This window comes from Streptomyces sp. NPDC091209 (genome assembly GCF_044757755.1).
GTDB lineage: Bacteria > Actinomycetota > Actinomycetes > Streptomycetales > Streptomycetaceae > Streptomyces.
Genome location: NZ_JBIVVR010000001.1, coordinates 1,139,806 through 1,156,357 on the forward strand (window position 1 = coordinate 1,139,806; position 16,552 = coordinate 1,156,357).

Sequence of the window (16,552 nt, forward strand, 5' to 3'; positions counted from 1 at the left end):
GGTCCTCGCCCAAAACCCGCAGCGAGTCGGTGAGGGTCTGCATGAACAAAGGCAGGGCCTTCTCCAGGTCACCGATCGCACGATAAGCGCAAGCAAGATTACTTATTGCGGCGAGAGTGTCGGGGTGATCAGAACCGAGAGTTCGCTCGCAGCCTTCCACACCCCTTTGATATAGCTGAATTGCTTTCGCAAGATCGCCTTTAATTTCATAGGCGTACGCCAAGTTATTGAAGGATGTGAGGGTGTCAGGGTGATCGCTGCCAAGGATCCGTTCCCTGTCAGTTAGCGTCTTCTCCAGCATCGGAAGTGCACGGCTTACTTCACCCACTGAAAGGCATGCGTAGGCAAGGCTGTTGCGCGACGCGAGAGTGTCAGGATGATCGCTGCCTAGAATCTGCTCTCGTGTATTCAGGTTTTGTTCCAGTAGCCGTACCGCTTCCTCTGGGCGATTTACGAAATGAAGAGAGGTAGCGAGGTTGTGGCGCGAGGCCAAGGTGTCGAGGTGTTGATTGCCCAGCACCTGCTTCCGTTTAGCTAGGGCCTGCTCAAACAACGGAATGGACTGCTCTAGATTTCCGATTACCTGATAGGCGTATGCCAAGTTATTTAGAGACGTCAGAGTGTTGGGATGCAGTTTGCCCAACACCCGTTCGCGGTCGGCCAGTGTTTTTTCGTACATTGGAATAGCAGCGCTCAGGTCACCAGATGCCAGGAATGCGCCTGCTAGATCGTTCCGAGTGCTCAGAACCACAGGGTCATCTTGGCCGAGAAACTCTTCACACTCGGAGAGGGTTTGCTCGTACAGAGAGAGCGCCTCCGCGAGATTACCCGCGGCTTGGTAAGCGCCAGCCAGATTTCCGAGAGCGGCCAATGTGTCGCGGTGGAGTCGCCCATAATGACGAGAATATGCGGCATGAGAGCGCTCGTGATATGGAATGGCGTCGGCTGGATCACCCTGCTCGTTCAGAAAGAGGCCAGTCTGATTGAAAAGGTGAGCGGAGACGGCAGTATCGGATTCTGCCGACGCGCGGTCAGCGAGGGCTGTAATATGCGGAATGAGGCGTTGCCAAAGATGCCAACCCTCGGGCTCGTAAACTTGCGGGATAGTCGCATCTAGCAACTCCGTCGACTGCCGCAGCCCAGTTGAAATGTCGGCCGGCTGACGGTACGGATCCTGAGGGTCAGCGGTTCGGACAAATGTCTGCAACAATCGATGCATTGAAATCGAAGTTGCATCGGCATCGAGCATTCCATGGATTACAAGATTCGCCAAAGTCAGCTGTACTTGTTGCCGATCAAATGACGAAGTCAAGTTATCGAGCATGCTGCAAGGAATTCCCTCATGGGCATACCAAGCCAGAATGCGTAGTAGCGGCAGCGCCAATGGCATATCTGCGATCTGCTCGAAGCTGGTATGAAATGCCCGACTGAGTGAAGACCAAGCAGGCGATGAATCTTCTACATCAAGCAGATCCGACCCGTAGTTAGAAAGTCTGCGGAGATACTCTTCTGTATCGATATCGGTCGCTGAGATGTACTTGGCAGCGGCCCGGATGGCGAGTGGAAGTCCCCCAAGGCGCGAAACGAGGGTCGCCCTTTGGTTCAGCTCTGACACTTCCGCTGGTTCACTAAATTGCACGGTCTGTGTGAATAGTTCGATGGCGTCACCATGAGGAAGGACGCCTACTCGAATCATTGCGGCATTAAAACGGTGCCAGCGTGAACTGAGGCGGCTTGTCACAATGACGTGACCGCGATTCGTTCGACTGATGAGTGGTGCAATATCTGCTGAATCCGTTACGTCATCCAAGATAAGGAGCCAGCCGTCATGAGCACTCAACCACTGGGTTGCACGTTCCGCTGATTCGTCCATGGGCCAAGCCCGGGCTAGCTCTGGCTGGAGAGCAAAAATTAGGCGCGCGAGGCCAGCCTCAAGCCCAGCGGAGCTATTTGCAGTAATCCACCAGATTGGATTGTAAATCCTCGCACGTTGCGACGCATAGTGTGCGGCGAGCGTGCTTTTCCCTACGCCCCCTAGCCCGCTCAATACCACTACGCTGCCCGGCGAAATAAGGTTATCTTCCATGTATGAATATTCTGGAGTGCGGCCTACAAAAAGGTCTCCTCTGGGGGGTAGATTTACGAGGTTACTGGGAGCTTCTACGTTCGAAACGGGACGCAAAGATTGACTGGATAGAGTCGTTTCGTAGATGTGCTGGTCACGTCCAGCTTGGTAAATTCGGCCGTGCCCAGATGCTGCGGCCGAGATATTGACATCACCTCGTTCATTCATTGAAATTTCCTCCTTGCTGTGATCGAAGAAATTGCAGCAATACGCGCTCGCTGCGAATTTCGATCCCCTTGTACGTGCCCACGATCGGAGGCAGTCCACGATCCGCCGGCTGCAACGGGATGGCGGAGTCTGCGGGAGCATTCAACGTCGGGGGCTTCAGGGAGTACGCATCGCCTTGTGTAACCGGTGCTTCGATACTGGCGACCGCCGCGGTAAATGCGCGGTTGCGCGCCAATACAATGTCGGCACCGTGGCCTCGGGTACCGAACTGAGGTTCCGGCACGCCCTGGCGATCAGTCAGGCGAGCAGATACGGCATCATAAATCATGGCCATATCGAGGAACTCGCTGCTCCCGGAAACTCCATTGCATAGGACGTGGATGAGCTCACCTGTGAACGCTGTAAATTTATCGCCTATTGGGGCGATCGCTTTTCGAGTAGCGGCGGAGGCCGTCAATACACAAACGCCCTCGATATCTGCCTTTTCAGCGACCACACCTTGCAGATCCGGCACGGTGCAAGCAGATCCGGCGCCCATTTCACCAAGTGCCCTGCCGCTATAACAACAGTCGAGGATCACTACGGTGCGGCGAGCCCGCATTCCTGCTTGCCGAAGTCTGGCGCGAAGCTTGGCGTAACTGAGACAATCGTCATCCCATCTAACGCCACTCAGGGCCAGATGGAGATCTTTCTCTTCCCCGACGAGCAGCCCGTGTCCGGCGTAGTACAGCAGGAGCGTGTCGGTAGCCTCGACGGCCGCGCGCTCGACCTCCGTCAGGACTTCATGGGGGTAAGAAGGTTCTGGGATGTAGAGGCAGTGCTCATCGGGAAGACCCCAAACGGTACCGTCAGTCAAGACTCGCCGCAGCTCCGCGAGGTTCTTTTCAACGGCTGGCAGCTCCCCGAGTCCGAGAGCCTCCGCGGCAGAGTGAACGCCGATCAAGACTGCGCGGGAACCAGCGGGATCCGGAGTGGTCATGATGCGCTGGTGTTATCACCGCCGCGGGGGTTTTCCGTTCGCATCAAGGTGTCAATAATCTGCTGGACTTTGGCCGAGTCGGTGCTGTTGATGGTTACCACGGCACCATTGCACTCGATTCTCACATCAGAGTGCGTTCCGGAAGAGCGGGCAGTACGTTTAGCGTCCCACCAAGCCGCTGTTGAAATAACCAGACCACCGATTGCAGTAGCATTGTCGACCACTGCCTGGACGATTTCGGCGGCGCCCATTCCATCGTCGTCCGATGCTGCTGGTGCGGCTGACAGCTTGGCGTGTGCGGCAACGGGATCGCTCTTCAACCAACGCAGTAGGTCAGGACCATCCCCGTCCTTGCCCGCTTGGATCAGTACGAGCACGCCCATCCCCTTTCCTCCCGTACCCCCGTAACGACTCAGGTCGAGTCTTTCGGTTGGATGGACCAAGCCGCTGAACGGCGTCGGAAGCAGCGTAGCGGGTGACACCCCGCGACTGCCGCCCATCATCGAACTGGCACCCTCATGTGTCTAGTTGCGGGGTCCACCAGTACACGTCCACGGCTGACCAGCCCGATGTAAATGCACGAAGGCGACCTCCTCAAGCCCCCTGAACAGCGAAGTTATTACCGCTTGAGCAACGCTTGACTGACATGCAGCACGGAGCGGTGGACGGCGCCCATGACCTCCCCCGTGTGATCGCGAACATCGACACGCTCGTCGCCCGGGCCCGCGCCGAGGCGGTGCCGGTGATCTGGGTGCAGCACTCCGACGACCAGATGAAGCGCGGCAGCGAGTCCTGGCAGTACGTGCCGGAGCTGGTCCGCCAGGACGCGGAGCCCGTCGTCCACAAGAACTACGGCGACTCCTTCGAGGCCACCGAACTGGAGGACCTGCTCGCCGAGCGCGCCGTCGGGCATGTCCTGGTCACCGGTGCCGCGACCGACGCCTGTGTCCGCTCCACCCTGCACGGCGCGTTCACCCGCGGGTACGACGTCACCCTGGTCGGTGACGCCCACACCACGTCGGATCTCACCGCGTACGGCGCCCCCGCCCCCGCCGAGGTGATCGCGCACACCAACCTGTACTGGAAGTGGCAGAGCGCGCCCGGCCGGCGCGGGGACACCGTCGAGACGGAGAAGGTGAGCTTCGCGACGAGAGCCGCGGACTGACGGCCCGCCCGGTCGATTCCGGCAGAGGCGCTAGAACCCGCCGGCCCTGGACGGCGAGAGCGGCACGTCCACGGGCTGGGCCGGCTGCTTCCCGCAGAACTCCGCCTCGACCACCGCTTCGCTGTCCCCGGCCCAGTCCCCGTTGAAGTTGAAGGCCAGGGAGTGGCGGCCGTCCGCCGTGGTGACCGCGACGGAGGCCGAGCCGTGGATGCCGCCGTCATGGCCCCAGATCTGGACACCGCAGCTCAGCTTCAGTTCCAGGAGGCCGAGGCCGTAGCGCATGGCCGGGACACCGTCGACCCCGACCGTCGTCCGCATCTCCGCGAGCTGCTCGCGCGGCAGCAGCCTGCCGCGCAGAAGGGCCGTGTAGAAGCGGTTCAGGTCCGCGCTGTCGGAGATCATCTCCCCCGCGGAGGAGGCCATGGAGGGGTTCAGGGTGGTGACGTCGTACGTCGGTCCCGTCGCCGGGCCGGTCAGCTTGGAGTACGCCTTGGAGCTGGGCCGCGGAACCGTCACCCTCGTGCCGGGGACCGAAGTGGCGTGCAGACCGAGGGGCTTGATGATCCGGTCGCGGATCTGCGAGGCGTAGGAGTGGCCGGTGACCTTCTCGATCACCATGCCGGCCAGGACGTAGTTCGTGTTCGAGTAGTTCCAGGACGTGCCGGGTGCGAAGTCGGGCTTGTGGGACAGGGCGACGGCAAGGATCTGCTCAGGGGTCACCGTGTCGTAGCGGTGCAGGAAGAACCCGTCCTTGAGGATGTGGGTGGCGATGAAGTCCTCGTCGGTCGTGTAGTTGAAGAGCCCGCTGGTGTGGTTGAGGAGCTGGCGGACGGTGATCCTGGTGCCGTCGTTGCCGTTGCCCCGCACCACTCCGGGCAGCCAGCGGTCCACCGTGTCGTCCAGTGACAGCCGTCCCTCCGCCTCCAGTTGGAGCAGGACGGTGGAGACGAAGGTCTTGGTGATGCTGCCGACGCGGTAGCGGTCGGCGGTGGAACGCGGTGCGCCGGTGCGCAGGTCGCCGACACCCTCCGTGGCGGACCACGCGCCGTGCCGGTCCACGGCCGCCGCCGTCACGCCCGGCACACCGTCGTGCACGGCCGCCCGCATGGCCTGCCGGGTCGGTGAGTGGCCGTCCCTCGCGGGCGCCGCCCCGGCGGGTCCCGCCAGCGACACCGCGACCACCACGGCGGTCGCTCCCACCAGTCCCGTACGTACCCTCATGTCTTCCCCATCTCACTGTTGGACTCGGTCGACGGGAGGGACACGATGGCATAGCGGCGGGTTGCCCGGACAGCACTGGTTGATCCGTTTTCAGCCCTTTTTCAGGATCAGCTCGGTGTTGCGGTCGCGCGAGGCGCCCGACAGGTCGGTGCGGGAGCCGGGCGCGTTGAAGGAGAGCTCGCGGTACAGCGCCGCGAGGCCGGTCTGGCTGAGGTCGGAGAAGTCCGTGGCGTGCGGGGCCGCGGACTCGATGAGGGTGGTGAAGAGCGAGAGCGTGCCGTCCTTGTTGTCCACCAGCTCGATGATGCGGGCCAGCTGGGGGAAGTCGACGTGGGAGGCGGTGCAGATCTCCCAGAAGGAGCGGTTGCCCGGGGCCGCGTGCGGGATGATCGCGTTCTTGTGGGTGTGGCCGTTCACCCAGGCCAGGGTGTTGCTGAAACTGGCGAGTAGAGCCACGACCTCGTTCCCGCCGTGCCGCTTCTCGGCCGGGTGGGCGGGGTCGGCGTGGGTGTTGTCCATCGTCCTGCTGGTGTGGTGGCTGAAGACGACGACGTACGAGTCCTTGTTCGCGCGCAGTGTCCTCTCCAGCCAGCGGAGCTGGGCCGTGCCGATCGAGCCCTCGTAGTGGCCGCCGGGGTCGGTGGTGTCCAGGCTGACGCCGATGACGTCCTCGGCGATGCGGAACGTGTAGTACTGGGTCCCCGCGGAGAGGTTCGCGGAGGAGTAGCCGTGGCCGATCGGGCCCGGTCCCGTGTGCGCCGGGTCGAGGTGCGCCTTGATGTACTCGGCGGGCGTGAACGGGGCGCGCTTCTCGTCGGGCGTGACCGAGCGCATCTGCCGGGTGTGCGCCTTGAGCAGGTCGCGGAACTCGGCGCCCTTCGGGCTGCGGCCGCTGCTGATGGACGCGGCGAGCGCGGCGGACTCCGCGGCGCCCAGTGACATCAGCTTCTTGCCGCCGACGGCGAACTCGGTGAGGTACGAGTCGCCGCGCGATCCGTAGCAGCCGAGCGGGAGCGCGTCGTGGTTGCCGACGGTGGAGTACCAGGGCACGCTCAGGCCGGGGCTGCGCAGCTCGCGGATCGCGGCTTCCAGGAAGCCCTGGATGCGCGGGAAGCCGACCTGCTTGTCGGCGTCGCGCAGGGCGGCGTCGGGCTGCCAGTAGGTCTTCAGACCGCTGGCCTGGACGCCCTCGTAGTGCCGCGGGTCACCGCTGTTCGGGCTGATGCGGCCACCGCTCATGATCTTCAGGAACCACTCCAGCTCCGTCTTGGAGTTGTTGTCGGTGTTGTCCCCGGTGGTCATGACGAAGTGCAGCGGAGAGCCGGTGACGGGGGCTCCGTGCAGCGAGTTGACGCGCTCGACCAGCGAGACGGCGCCCGCGACGGTCAGCGTCTCCTGCGGGCGCCAGGCGCCCTTGTTCTGGGCGCGCTGATACTCCAGGCGCAGCGGGTGCTGGGCGTCGATCAGGTGCAGGTCGGTGAGCTGGACGAACGCGGCGAGGGCGGTGCGCCGGTCGGCGCGGCCCGCCTTTCCCGCGGCCAGTTCCTCGCGCACGACCCGCTTCCAGCCGGCGCCGTCGCCGAGCCGGCGGTACCCGGCGGAGCCGGAGTGCGGAGCGGCGACGCCGCTCAGTGTCGTGCCGCGGGTGTAGGGGGCGATGCCGGCCGGTGCGCTCGGACCGGTCGCGGCCGCCTGGTCCTTGGAGTGGGCGACGGAGTCGGCGACGGGCGCCTGTCCCGCCGCGGCGTGCGCCGGGGACTCCGGGCGCAGGGCGAGACCGATCCCCGCGGAGAGGGACACCGCTCCGGTGGCGGCCAGCAGGGTGCGGCGGTTGAGGGCGGGTACGGCGGCGACAGAGCGTATGCGCGGCATGGCGCGGTCTCCCCGAGTGCGAACGCGTCGGCAGTGGCCGCGGGGCGCTCGACTCGCGAACTCCCCGCTTGTACTGGATCGTTGGCAGTTGGGGTGACCTGCGCGTTAACTGGGCGGCAACGGGCGACACCGATCACCGTACGTCGATCTCGGCGCACCCTGGGTGTCCATGGAGTCCTGTCCGAACGGCTCGTGGGCGGTCACTCCGCGTTCATCTTTCGGGGTAGGGGACATGGCTCCGGGACCGCCGCCCGGCCGTTCACGGATTCGCCGGTGAGTACGCGGGCGGGGACCAGCGCAGGGGGCTGGCGGCGGGGGTCTCGACGGCTTCGGTGAGGGTGAAGCGGACGGTCCGTTCACCGTCGGGGGCGAACTCCGTGCGGGCGGTGCCGGTCAGTTGGAGCACCGCCCCCGAGGTCCAGTCCAGGAAGAGCAGACCGGCGCGCGGGTCGCCCGCGAGGTTGCCGAGGGTCAGGAACATCGCGTTTCCCGGGTAGTCGCGCCAGCTCAGTTCGCCGGGTGTGTCGACGCGCACGAAGCCGGGGTTGCCGCCGCGGTGGCTCGCGTCGGCGCCGTGCGCGTGGACCGTGGCAAGGAAGAAGGTGTCGGCGGACTCGACGAACTCCCTTTGGAACGGCGTGAGTTGGCGGCCGTGCCGGGGAACGCCCGCCGTGCGCCCGGCCACCGTCTCGTAGGTGTCCCTCTTCTGGAGGTACTTGGGGCAGTTGGCGAAGACCTGGTCGGCCTCGACCGCGAAGCCGCGCGGGGTGGGCCGGACCCGTCCGTTGAGGCGCATACGCCGACGGGTGCGCGGGTCGAGCGCGATGGTGCCCACGGACGTGCCCTCGGTGGCGAGCGCGGTCGCGAGCGGATCCCCGGCGGGGAGCCCGCCCGCGACCGAGACCTGGCGGGGCCCGGTGGCACGCACGAATCCGGGCCTGCCCGTGAGCAGCGAGGCCCACACGTCACCGCCGCCCGGGACCGCGCCCCTTCCCGGGACCGCGCCGTTTCCCGGGGCCGCGGCGCTTCCCGGGGCCGCGGCGCCGACGACCAGCATCGGCTGCTGTTCGAGGAAGGCGGCGGCCACCGGCCGGATGCCCTGGCCGACGGCCCGGCCCACGTGATCGGCGAGGTCGCGGACGCCGACGCGGTCCTGGACGGCCCGCGAGCCCGAGTGATACGTCATGACCGCTCCCGGTGACGAAAGAGGAGTGCTAGAAGAAACCGCAGGTCGGTGCGGACGCGTTCGGCGCCGGCGCCTCCTCGGCACCGCTCGCCGCGAAGATCTCCAGACGGGTGCCGTCCGGGTCGTGGAAGAAGATCCCGCCCGAGGCCGCGCCCTCGCGGTGGGCGACCACGCCCTCGTACGCGAACGTCACGCCGTAGGCGCGCAGGGCCGTCTCGTACTCCCCGACCCGCTCGACGGAGTCGGCTTCGAAGGCGAGGTGGTGCAGGCCCGCCGGACCGGTGTCGTACGGGCCGCGCGCCTGCTGCCAGAGCGTGAGCACCGGGCGGCCGTCCCCGGACAGGGAGCCGAGGAACGCGTACCGCCGCCCTTCGTCGTCGCCGTCCTTGCCCTCGCCGAGCACCCCGAAGCCCAGGACGTCGCGGTAGAAGGCGAGCGAACGGTCGAGGTCCGTGACGTTCAGGCCGATGTGGCCGGTGCGCAGCGTCATGGCAGTCCCTTCGTGTCGTCGGCCGCCCCCCGGAGAGGCTAACCCTTGTCATCGACATTAAGGGTTAGAACCGAGAGCGTCAACCGGTGACCTACCCTTGAACGGTTAGCAGCGAAGGGAGAACCACCCATGTCCACGAGCCCCGACCCCCGGCCCCTCACGGGTGAGCCGGTCTCGCTCGACCTGCTCAACACACGCTGGATCCACGAGGGCGTGACGCGGGACCTGCTGACCGGCACCGAGGGCCTCGCGGTGTGGCTGGCGGGCAACGGGCTCGACTTCCCGGCCGACGACACCGTCCTGCGGCACACACTCGAAGCCCGCGAAGCCCTGCGCGCCGCGATCGACGCACCCCACCAGCAGGACGAAGGAGAGGGCGACGGGCGAGGCGGGGCCGCGGACGGCGACCGGGCGGTGAGCGCCGGCCCCCGGCTCCCCGCGGATGCGGCCGCCCGCGTCGACGCCGTCCTCGCGCACGGACGCGTCCGGCTGACGCTGACCGCCCAAGGCCCGGGCGGTACGCCCGAGTTCGACGATCCCTCCTGGGGTCCGGCCTGGCTCGCCGCGCGCGACTACCTGGAACTGCTGAACACCGCCCCGGACCGCATCCGCCGCTGCGCCCACGACGCGTGCGTCCTGCACTTCTTCGACACCTCACGGAACGGCACCCGCCGCTGGTGCTCGATGGCGGCCTGCGGTAACCGCGCGAAAGCGTCCCGCCACTACGCGCGCACAAAAGAGAGCTGAATCGACAAAGAGAGACATCCGAGCCGTCCGAGTCATCCGGGATATCCGCCCATAACACCCGATCACCGGCATGGCGTATGGCGGAAGTACGCCATGGCTCTATCCCGCCTCGGTCAACTCTCCCCAAACAACTGCCCTTTAGGTAAAGCTGAGCGGTCATCCGGGTTCACATACCGGACTGACGCGACCGGTCCACCACGTCCGACGGAACCGGCCGTTCCACGCTCGTTCCTTTACCGACAAGGGATGCAGATGACCTCCGCCCCTCAGCGCGCCCCGATATCGGGCGCGAGACGCGTGGCCCGCCTGGCCGTGGCCGCGGGCCTGGTGGCCGCCCTCTCCGCGGCCGGCCCGATACCCATGGCCTTCTCCTCGGACACGGGCGCGCCCACGGCCGACCCCGGCACCAAGTCCGCCACCGCCAAGCTCGGTTCGACCGACGCCGACCTCCTCGCCGAGGCCAAGGCCAACGGCGACAAGAACGTCACCATGATGATCGCGACGGCTCCCGGCCAGACCGAGCAGGTCGCCAAGGAGCTGGACGCGGTCAAGGGCGGCTCGGTGGGCCGCAGTTACGACAAGCTCGGCTACGTCCGGGCCACCGTCCCGACGAGCAGGGCGGACTCGGCCATCGCCGCCGCCGCGAAGCTTCCCTCGGTACACGGGATCGACCTGCGCCAGGAGATCGCGCTGGACGACCCCACCCCGAGCGCCGACACCGCCAAACACGGCAACAACGCCTCCACGGCCGCCACTTACCCGGGCCCCGGCAAGAACACCCCCGCCGAGAACCCGTACAACCCGTCCTTCGAGACGGGTGCCGTCGACTTCGTCAAGGACCACCCGAAGGCGGACGGCCGGGGCGTCACCATCGGCATCCTGGACTCCGGTGTCGACCTGGGCCACCCCGCGCTGCAGAAGACCACCACCGGCGAGCGCAAGATCGTCGACTGGGTCACCTCGACCGACCCGATCCTCGACAGCGACGCGACCTGGCGCCCGATGATCACCCCCGTGGCCGGGCCCACCTTCACGTACAGCGGCAAGACGTGGACGGCGCCCGCGGGTTCGTACGAGATCAGCACGTTCCGGGAGTCGGCGACGGCGGGCGGCGACGCCGCGGGCGACGCGAACCGCGACGGTGACACCACCGACGCGTGGGGCGTGCTCTACGACCCGGCGGCCGGCACGGTCACCGTCGACCTGAACAACAACAACGACTTCACCGACGACAAGCCGATGAAGCCGTACAAGGACGGCTTCCAGATCGGCTACTTCGGTACCGACAACCCGGCGACGGACGTCGTCGAGCGGCAGCCGTTCGTCGTCGAGATCCGCAAGGACGTGCCGATGGACCCGTACGGCGGGTCCTGGATCGGCAAGAAGGCCGACTTCGTCAACATCGGTGTGATCGAGGCCGAGCACGGCACCCACGTCGCCGGCATCACCGCCGCGAACGGCCTGTTCGGCGGCAAGATGAGCGGCGCGGCCCCCGGTGCGAAGATCGTCTCCTCGCGCGCCTGCACCTGGACCGGCGGCTGCACCAACGTCGCGCTCACCGAGGGCATGATCGACCTCGTCGCCAACCGCGGTGTGGACATCGTCAACATGTCCATCGGCGGTCTGCCCGCGCTCAACGACGGCAACAACGCGCGCTCCGAGCTCTACACGCGCCTCATCGACACCTACGGCGTCCAGCTGGTGATCTCCGCGGGCAACTCGGGACCCGGCGCGAACACCATCGGTGACCCCGGCCTGGCCGACAAGGTCATCTCGGTCGGCGCGACCATCTCCAAGGAGACCTGGGCCTCCAACTACGGCTCGCAGGTGGAGAAGAAGTACCAGATGCTGCCCTTCTCCTCGCGCGGCCCGCGTGAGGACGGCGGCTTCACGCCGACGCTGAGCGCGCCCGGCGCCTCCATCAACTCCACCCAGACCTGGATGCCGGGCTCCCCGGTCGCCGAGGCCGGCTACACCCTTCCGGCCGGCTACTCGATGCTCCAGGGCACCTCGATGGCCTCACCGCAGGCCGCGGGCGCCTCGGCGCTGCTGCTGAGCGCCGCGAAGCAGAAGGGCATCGCCCTCAGCCCGGCGACCCTGCGCACCGCGCTGACCTCGACCGCCGACCACATCAAGGGCGTTCAGGCGTACGAGGAGGGCGCGGGCCTCATCAACATCGGTGACGCCTGGAAAGCCATCAAGGACGGCGCCACCGCTCACGACTACACCGTCAAAGCGCCGGTCGACACCGCGATCGACTACGCGCTGAAGACACCGGGCTTCGGCACCGGCCTGTACGACCGTGAGGGCGGTCTCAGGGCGGGCGAGCGCAAGACGTACGACATCACCATCACGCGTACGTCCGGCGAGGACCGGCCGATCCGGCACGAGCTGTACTTCGAGAACAACGCCTCCGACACCTTCCGGATCGTCGGCTCGGACGAGGTGAAGCTCCCGCTGAACCAGCCGGTGACCGTCAAGGTCCAGGCCGCGCCGAAGTCGGCCGGCCTGAAGAGCGCGATCCTCGAAGTGGACGACCCGCGGACCGAGGGCGTCGACAAGCAGATCCTGTCGACCGTCGTGGTCTCGACTCCCCTCAAGTACACCTACGCCGCGTCGAGTTCGGTGCAGCGCAACAGCACCGCGTCGTACTTCGTCACGGTCCCCGAGGGCGCCAGGTCCCTGGAGGTCGCGATCGGCGGGCTGAAGGACAAGAGCCAGACCCGGTTCATCGCGATCCACCCGTACGGCGTTCCGGTCGACAACACCAGCACCCCGTACTGCTACAACAACTACCTCGACGGCAACGGCTGCAAGCCCGACGTGCGTTCGTACGCGGACCCGCAGCCCGGCGTCTGGGAGATCGAGGTCGAGGCACGCCGCACCTCGCCGCTGCTCGACAACCCGTACAAGCTCGATGTCGCCGTGCTCGGCGCGGCCTTCGACCCGGCCGTCGTGACCGTCCCCGAGGCCAAGGTCGGCACCCCGGCCACCGCCTCCTGGACGGTGAAGAACACCTTCGCCGCGCTCGACGGCAGGCTGAAGGGCGGCCCGCTCGGTTCCTCGAAGAACGCGCGGCCGACCATCACCGAGGGCGCGACGCAGACCACCACGGTCGACGTGCCCGCGGGCGCCGCGTCGCTGGACGTGGCCATCGGCAACGTCTCGGACACCGCCGCCGACCTCGACCTGACGGTGTACGACGCCGCCGGGACCGTCGTCGGGCAGTCCGCGGACGGCGACTCGGAGGAGGCCGTCTCCATCGCCTCCCCCGCCGCCGGTACGTACACCATCGAGGTCGCGGGCTACTCGGTCCCGTCGGGTTCGACCGCCTACGACTACCGGGACGTGTTCTTCTCGACCGCGCTCGGCACGGTCTCGGTCGACGACTCCACCCCGGTGAAGCTCGCCACCGGCGCCTCGGCCACGGTGTCCGGCTCGGTCACCGCCGCCGCGGCGGCGCCCGAGGGACGCGAGTTCTTCGGTCAGGTCCAGCTGGTGAACACGCGCGGCACGGTCGCGGGCCTCGGCAGCGTGAAGATCGAGAAGGTCACTCCGTAGCGGTGTGACCCCCGGCCGCGTGAGCGGTCCGGGAGCACGGGGCGGGCGTCCGGAAACGGACGCCCGCCCTTTCGCGTGCCGCTCGGCCGCACGGGGCGCCTCGCCGACCAGGGCTCGTGGCGTCGCTCCGTGCGCCACGGGCCCGTGGCCTGGTCGAAGCGCACGCCGCTCGGCCGCGCGGCACCTCGGCCGCCGGGTCTCGTGCCGCGCGTCACGGTGTGCACTTCATGGCTTGGGACTCGGGCAGCGCCTTGACGATCCAGGACCGGTCGCGGGCGATGTTCCCCTCCCCGGTGGTCCAGATGTCGGGTGTCACGGCGTGCTGCTGGATGCCGACCAGCACCTCTTCGCCCGGGGTCAGCCGCGGACGGGCGTCCCTGTCCATCAGGAAGGTGACCTCCTTCTCCCCCTCGGCCGGCTTGTAGTAGTGGTAGACGTCGAGGGTGATCCGGTCCTGGGCGGTGCCGGGGACCTGGAGCACCTTCGTGACCGTGCCCTCGGCGATGAGCCGGGAGCAGGCGATGTAGCGGGGGGCGCTGATGCCGGCGCCGGCGCCGGGGCTGACGGACTTGGCGTCGGCGGAACCCGTGACGTTCGCTCCACCGTTCCCGCCCTGCACGATCAGCCAGCCCATCCCGACGACCACCGCGGTCACCGCGGCCGCCGCCAGGGTGCCGACGGCGATGGCGCCAGGACGCCAGGAGCGCCTCTTCGGGACGCCCCCCGGACGCCCGACCCCGGGCGCCCCCGCCCCCTGGGCCCGCTGGTCTCCCCCTGACGTCCTGGACCTCCCGGGCTTCCCGGACGCCTTGGACGTCCTGCCCTTCCGGGACGCGCGGGCCGGACCGGCCGCCTTCCCGGAGCCCGCCAGCGCGTCGCCGATGATGACCAGTTGCTCCCGGAGCACGTCCATGTCCGCGGAGGCCGCCTGGTGTTCGGCCATGAACAGGACGTCGTAGCGAGCGCCTTCGGGCAGCGCTTCGTCCGTGATCGCGGCCAACAGCGGGTCCACACCTTCGTATTCGGCCACGTCACACCACCTTGTCCTCGTGCAGGCGGGCGCGCAGCGCGCGGACCGCCGTGTGCAGCCTGCTCTTGACCGTGCCCTCGGGTATGCCGAGTTCGCCGGCGATGTCGCGCACCGGCAGGTCGGCGTAGAACCGCAGGACGATGACCTGCCGCTGGGCGTCGGGCAGTGCGTCCAAGCCCTGGGCGACGGCCAGCGACAGCACGCTGGCTTCGTCGTCGGAGGGCTGCTCCAGCTGCCGCAGCGAGGCGAGGCGTTCGCCCAGCCGCTCCTGCCGGCGCTTGGCCCGGTGCCAGTCCATCGCCAGGTTCGACGCGACGACCGCCGCCCAGGCGGACACATCGCGCGGTGCCTCGTCGCCCCTGGCGGCCCGCTCCAGCAACCGCAGCCGGACCTGTTGTACCCCGTCCGGCAGGTCCGCCTGCGGTACGCCGCCGAGCGCGAGCACCGCCCGCACCCGGCGTTCCTGCGTCGCGTCCAGGGGGTCGTCCGCCCCCGGCGCCCGACGTGGCTTTCTGCGCAGCACAGCCACTCCTCCCCTCCCGCGTCCCCCCTACGACGCCGGTGCGCGCCAAAACGTTCGGCCCGGTTCGAGTCGTACGTCACACCGGGCCCCTGCCCCGGACGGCGCCCACACCGTACGGCTTGCGGTTCCCCTCCGTCACCGGGCGATTTCTTCGTACGAGGACGCCCGGCCACCGCAGGATCGGGCTCCGCGACGCGCGTCCCGGCGTCCCACGCTTCGAGCGGCTCGGCGAAAGGATTGGACACGTGGACCCGGGTCAGACGCATGATGGAAGCGCTGGACCACGTAGAACGCACGCCAAGGGAGTCGCCGTGAGGGTCGGAATCGTCGGAGCCACCGGAATGGTCGGCACAGCCATGCGCAGGATCCTCGTCGAGCGGGCCTTCCCGGTCGAGGAACTGCGCCTGTTCGCCTCGGCCCGTTCGGCCGGGACGGTCGTCGACGGTGTCACGGTGGAGGACGCGTCCACGGCGGACTACTCGGGCCTGGACATCGTGCTGTTCTCGGCGGGCGGCGCCACCTCCAAGGCGCTGGCCGAGAAGGTCGCCTCGCAGGGCGCGGTCGTGATCGACAACTCCTCCGCCTGGCGCAAGGACCCCGAGGTCCCCCTCGTCGTCTCCGAGGTGAACCCGCACGCGATCACCGACCGCCCCAAGGGAATCATCGCCAATCCGAACTGCACGACGATGGCCGCGATGCCGGTCCTGAAGCCGCTGCACGAGGAGGCGGGCCTGGAGGCGCTGGTCGTCGCCACCTACCAGGCGGTGTCCGGCTCCGGCGTCGCCGGCGTGGCGGAGCTGCACGGCCAGGCCCTGAAGGTCGTCGGCGACGCCGACAGGCTGACCCACGACGGCGAGGCGGTCGACTTCCCCGAGCCGCAGGTCTACAAGCGCCCCATCGCCTTCAACGTGCTCCCCCTCGCGGGTTCGATCGTCGACGACGGTCTGAACGAGACGGACGAGGAGCAGAAGCTCCGCAACGAGTCCCGCAAGATCCTGGAGATCCCCGCCCTCAAGGTCTCCGGCACCTGCGTCCGTGTCCCGGTCTTCTCCGGCCACTCCCTCCAGGTGAACGCCCGCTTCGCCCGCCCGCTCTCCGCCGAGCGCGCCACCGAGCTGCTCGCCGGCGCCCCGGGTGTCGTCCTCTCCGACATCCCGACCCCCCTCCAGGCCGCCGGCAAGGACGCCTCGTACGTCGGCCGCATCCGGCCGGACGAGACCGTCGAGCACGGCCTCGCGCTGTTCGTCTCCAGCGACAACCTCCGCAAGGGCGCCGCGCTGAACGCGGTCCAGATCGCGGAGCTGGTGGCGGCCGAGCTCAAGGGCTGACACCCGGATCCATCGCGCGTCCGAGGGGGGGGGGGGCCCCCCCCCGGGGGGCCCCCCCCCCGGGGGGGGCCCGGGGGGGCGCGGGCGCCGCGGCCCCGGGGGGGCGGGGCCCCCCAGGCCCCGGCAGTCCCCCGCAGCCACACCCGGGGGAGCCCGC

Annotated in this window: 13 protein-coding genes; 4 read left to right on the forward strand and 9 right to left on the reverse strand. The window is 67.8% G+C overall.

Annotation, left to right across the window (positions count from 1 at the left end):
* From fxsT to ACIQRL_RS04990, 3 genes are all read right to left on the reverse strand, one after another.
* The coding region (fxsT, locus tag ACIQRL_RS04980; RefSeq protein ID WP_401327073.1) for an FxSxx-COOH system tetratricopeptide repeat protein at positions 1-2,086 on the reverse strand (2,086 nt) is incomplete at its 3' end.
* Between the two features lie 199 nt (positions 2,087-2,285).
* A complete protein-coding gene (locus ACIQRL_RS04985; protein WP_401327075.1) occupies positions 2,286-3,272 on the reverse strand; it encodes a caspase family protein in 987 nt (328 codons plus the stop codon).
* Positions 3,269-3,649, reverse strand: a complete 381-nt coding sequence (locus ACIQRL_RS04990) for a hypothetical protein (protein WP_401327078.1) — start codon at positions 3,647-3,649, stop codon at positions 3,269-3,271. The genes ACIQRL_RS04985 and ACIQRL_RS04990 overlap by 4 nt, the downstream gene beginning before the upstream one ends.
* Before the next feature lie 269 nt (positions 3,650-3,918).
* Between ACIQRL_RS04990 and ACIQRL_RS04995 the strand changes: the two genes are divergently transcribed.
* Positions 3,919-4,437: an isochorismatase family protein gene (locus tag ACIQRL_RS04995; RefSeq protein ID WP_401328102.1), complete on the forward strand. Its 519-nt coding sequence runs from the start codon at positions 3,919-3,921 to the stop codon at positions 4,435-4,437.
* A 30-nt stretch (positions 4,438-4,467) separates the two neighbouring features.
* Here the strand turns inward: ACIQRL_RS04995 and ACIQRL_RS05000 are convergent, their stop codons facing one another.
* The 4 genes from ACIQRL_RS05000 to ACIQRL_RS05015 all read right to left on the reverse strand — a co-directional run bounded on the left by ACIQRL_RS05000 (position 4,468) and on the right by ACIQRL_RS05015 (position 9,206).
* Positions 4,468-5,658: a serine hydrolase domain-containing protein gene (locus ACIQRL_RS05000; protein WP_401327081.1), complete on the reverse strand. Its 1,191-nt coding sequence runs from the start codon at positions 5,656-5,658 to the stop codon at positions 4,468-4,470.
* Positions 5,659-5,748: 90 nt separating this feature from the next.
* Positions 5,749-7,530, reverse strand: coding sequence for a TIGR03767 family metallophosphoesterase (locus ACIQRL_RS05005; protein WP_401327084.1), 1,782 nt, complete (start codon positions 7,528-7,530; stop codon positions 5,749-5,751).
* A 259-nt stretch (positions 7,531-7,789) separates the two neighbouring features.
* Positions 7,790-8,716 carry a pyridoxamine 5'-phosphate oxidase family protein gene (locus ACIQRL_RS05010; RefSeq protein WP_401327087.1) on the reverse strand — a complete coding sequence of 309 codons (927 nt, stop codon included), beginning with the start codon at positions 8,714-8,716 and terminating at the stop codon, positions 7,790-7,792.
* A 28-nt stretch (positions 8,717-8,744) separates the two neighbouring features.
* A complete protein-coding gene (locus ACIQRL_RS05015) occupies positions 8,745-9,206 on the reverse strand; it encodes a VOC family protein (protein ID WP_401327089.1) in 462 nt (153 codons plus the stop codon).
* Between the two features lie 129 nt (positions 9,207-9,335).
* Here ACIQRL_RS05015 and ACIQRL_RS05020 point away from each other — a divergent pair, with 129 nt between their 5' ends.
* Together ACIQRL_RS05020 and ACIQRL_RS05025 are read left to right on the forward strand one after the other, a co-directional pair.
* Positions 9,336-9,953 (forward strand): CGNR zinc finger domain-containing protein, encoded by a 618-nt coding sequence (locus ACIQRL_RS05020; RefSeq protein WP_401327092.1) that lies wholly within the window; start codon positions 9,336-9,338, stop codon positions 9,951-9,953.
* 252 nt (positions 9,954-10,205) lie between these two features.
* Positions 10,206-13,514: a S8 family serine peptidase gene (locus ACIQRL_RS05025; RefSeq protein WP_401327095.1), complete on the forward strand. Its 3,309-nt coding sequence runs from the start codon at positions 10,206-10,208 to the stop codon at positions 13,512-13,514.
* A 211-nt stretch (positions 13,515-13,725) separates the two neighbouring features.
* On the opposite strand, the gene ACIQRL_RS05030 is transcribed toward ACIQRL_RS05025, so the two are convergent.
* Together ACIQRL_RS05030 and ACIQRL_RS05035 are read right to left on the reverse strand one after the other, a co-directional pair.
* Entirely contained in the window at positions 13,726-14,544 is an 819-nt protein-coding gene (locus tag ACIQRL_RS05030; RefSeq protein WP_401327097.1) for a hypothetical protein, read from the reverse strand.
* Position 14,545: 1 nt separating this feature from the next.
* Positions 14,546-15,067, reverse strand: a complete 522-nt coding sequence (locus ACIQRL_RS05035) for an RNA polymerase sigma factor (RefSeq protein ID WP_401327099.1) — start codon at positions 15,065-15,067, stop codon at positions 14,546-14,548.
* 311 nt (positions 15,068-15,378) lie between these two features.
* Between ACIQRL_RS05035 and ACIQRL_RS05040 the strand changes: the two genes are divergently transcribed.
* Entirely contained in the window at positions 15,379-16,395 is a 1,017-nt protein-coding gene (locus tag ACIQRL_RS05040) for an aspartate-semialdehyde dehydrogenase (protein WP_401327102.1), read from the forward strand.
* The last annotated feature ends 157 nt before the right edge of the window (positions 16,396-16,552 follow it).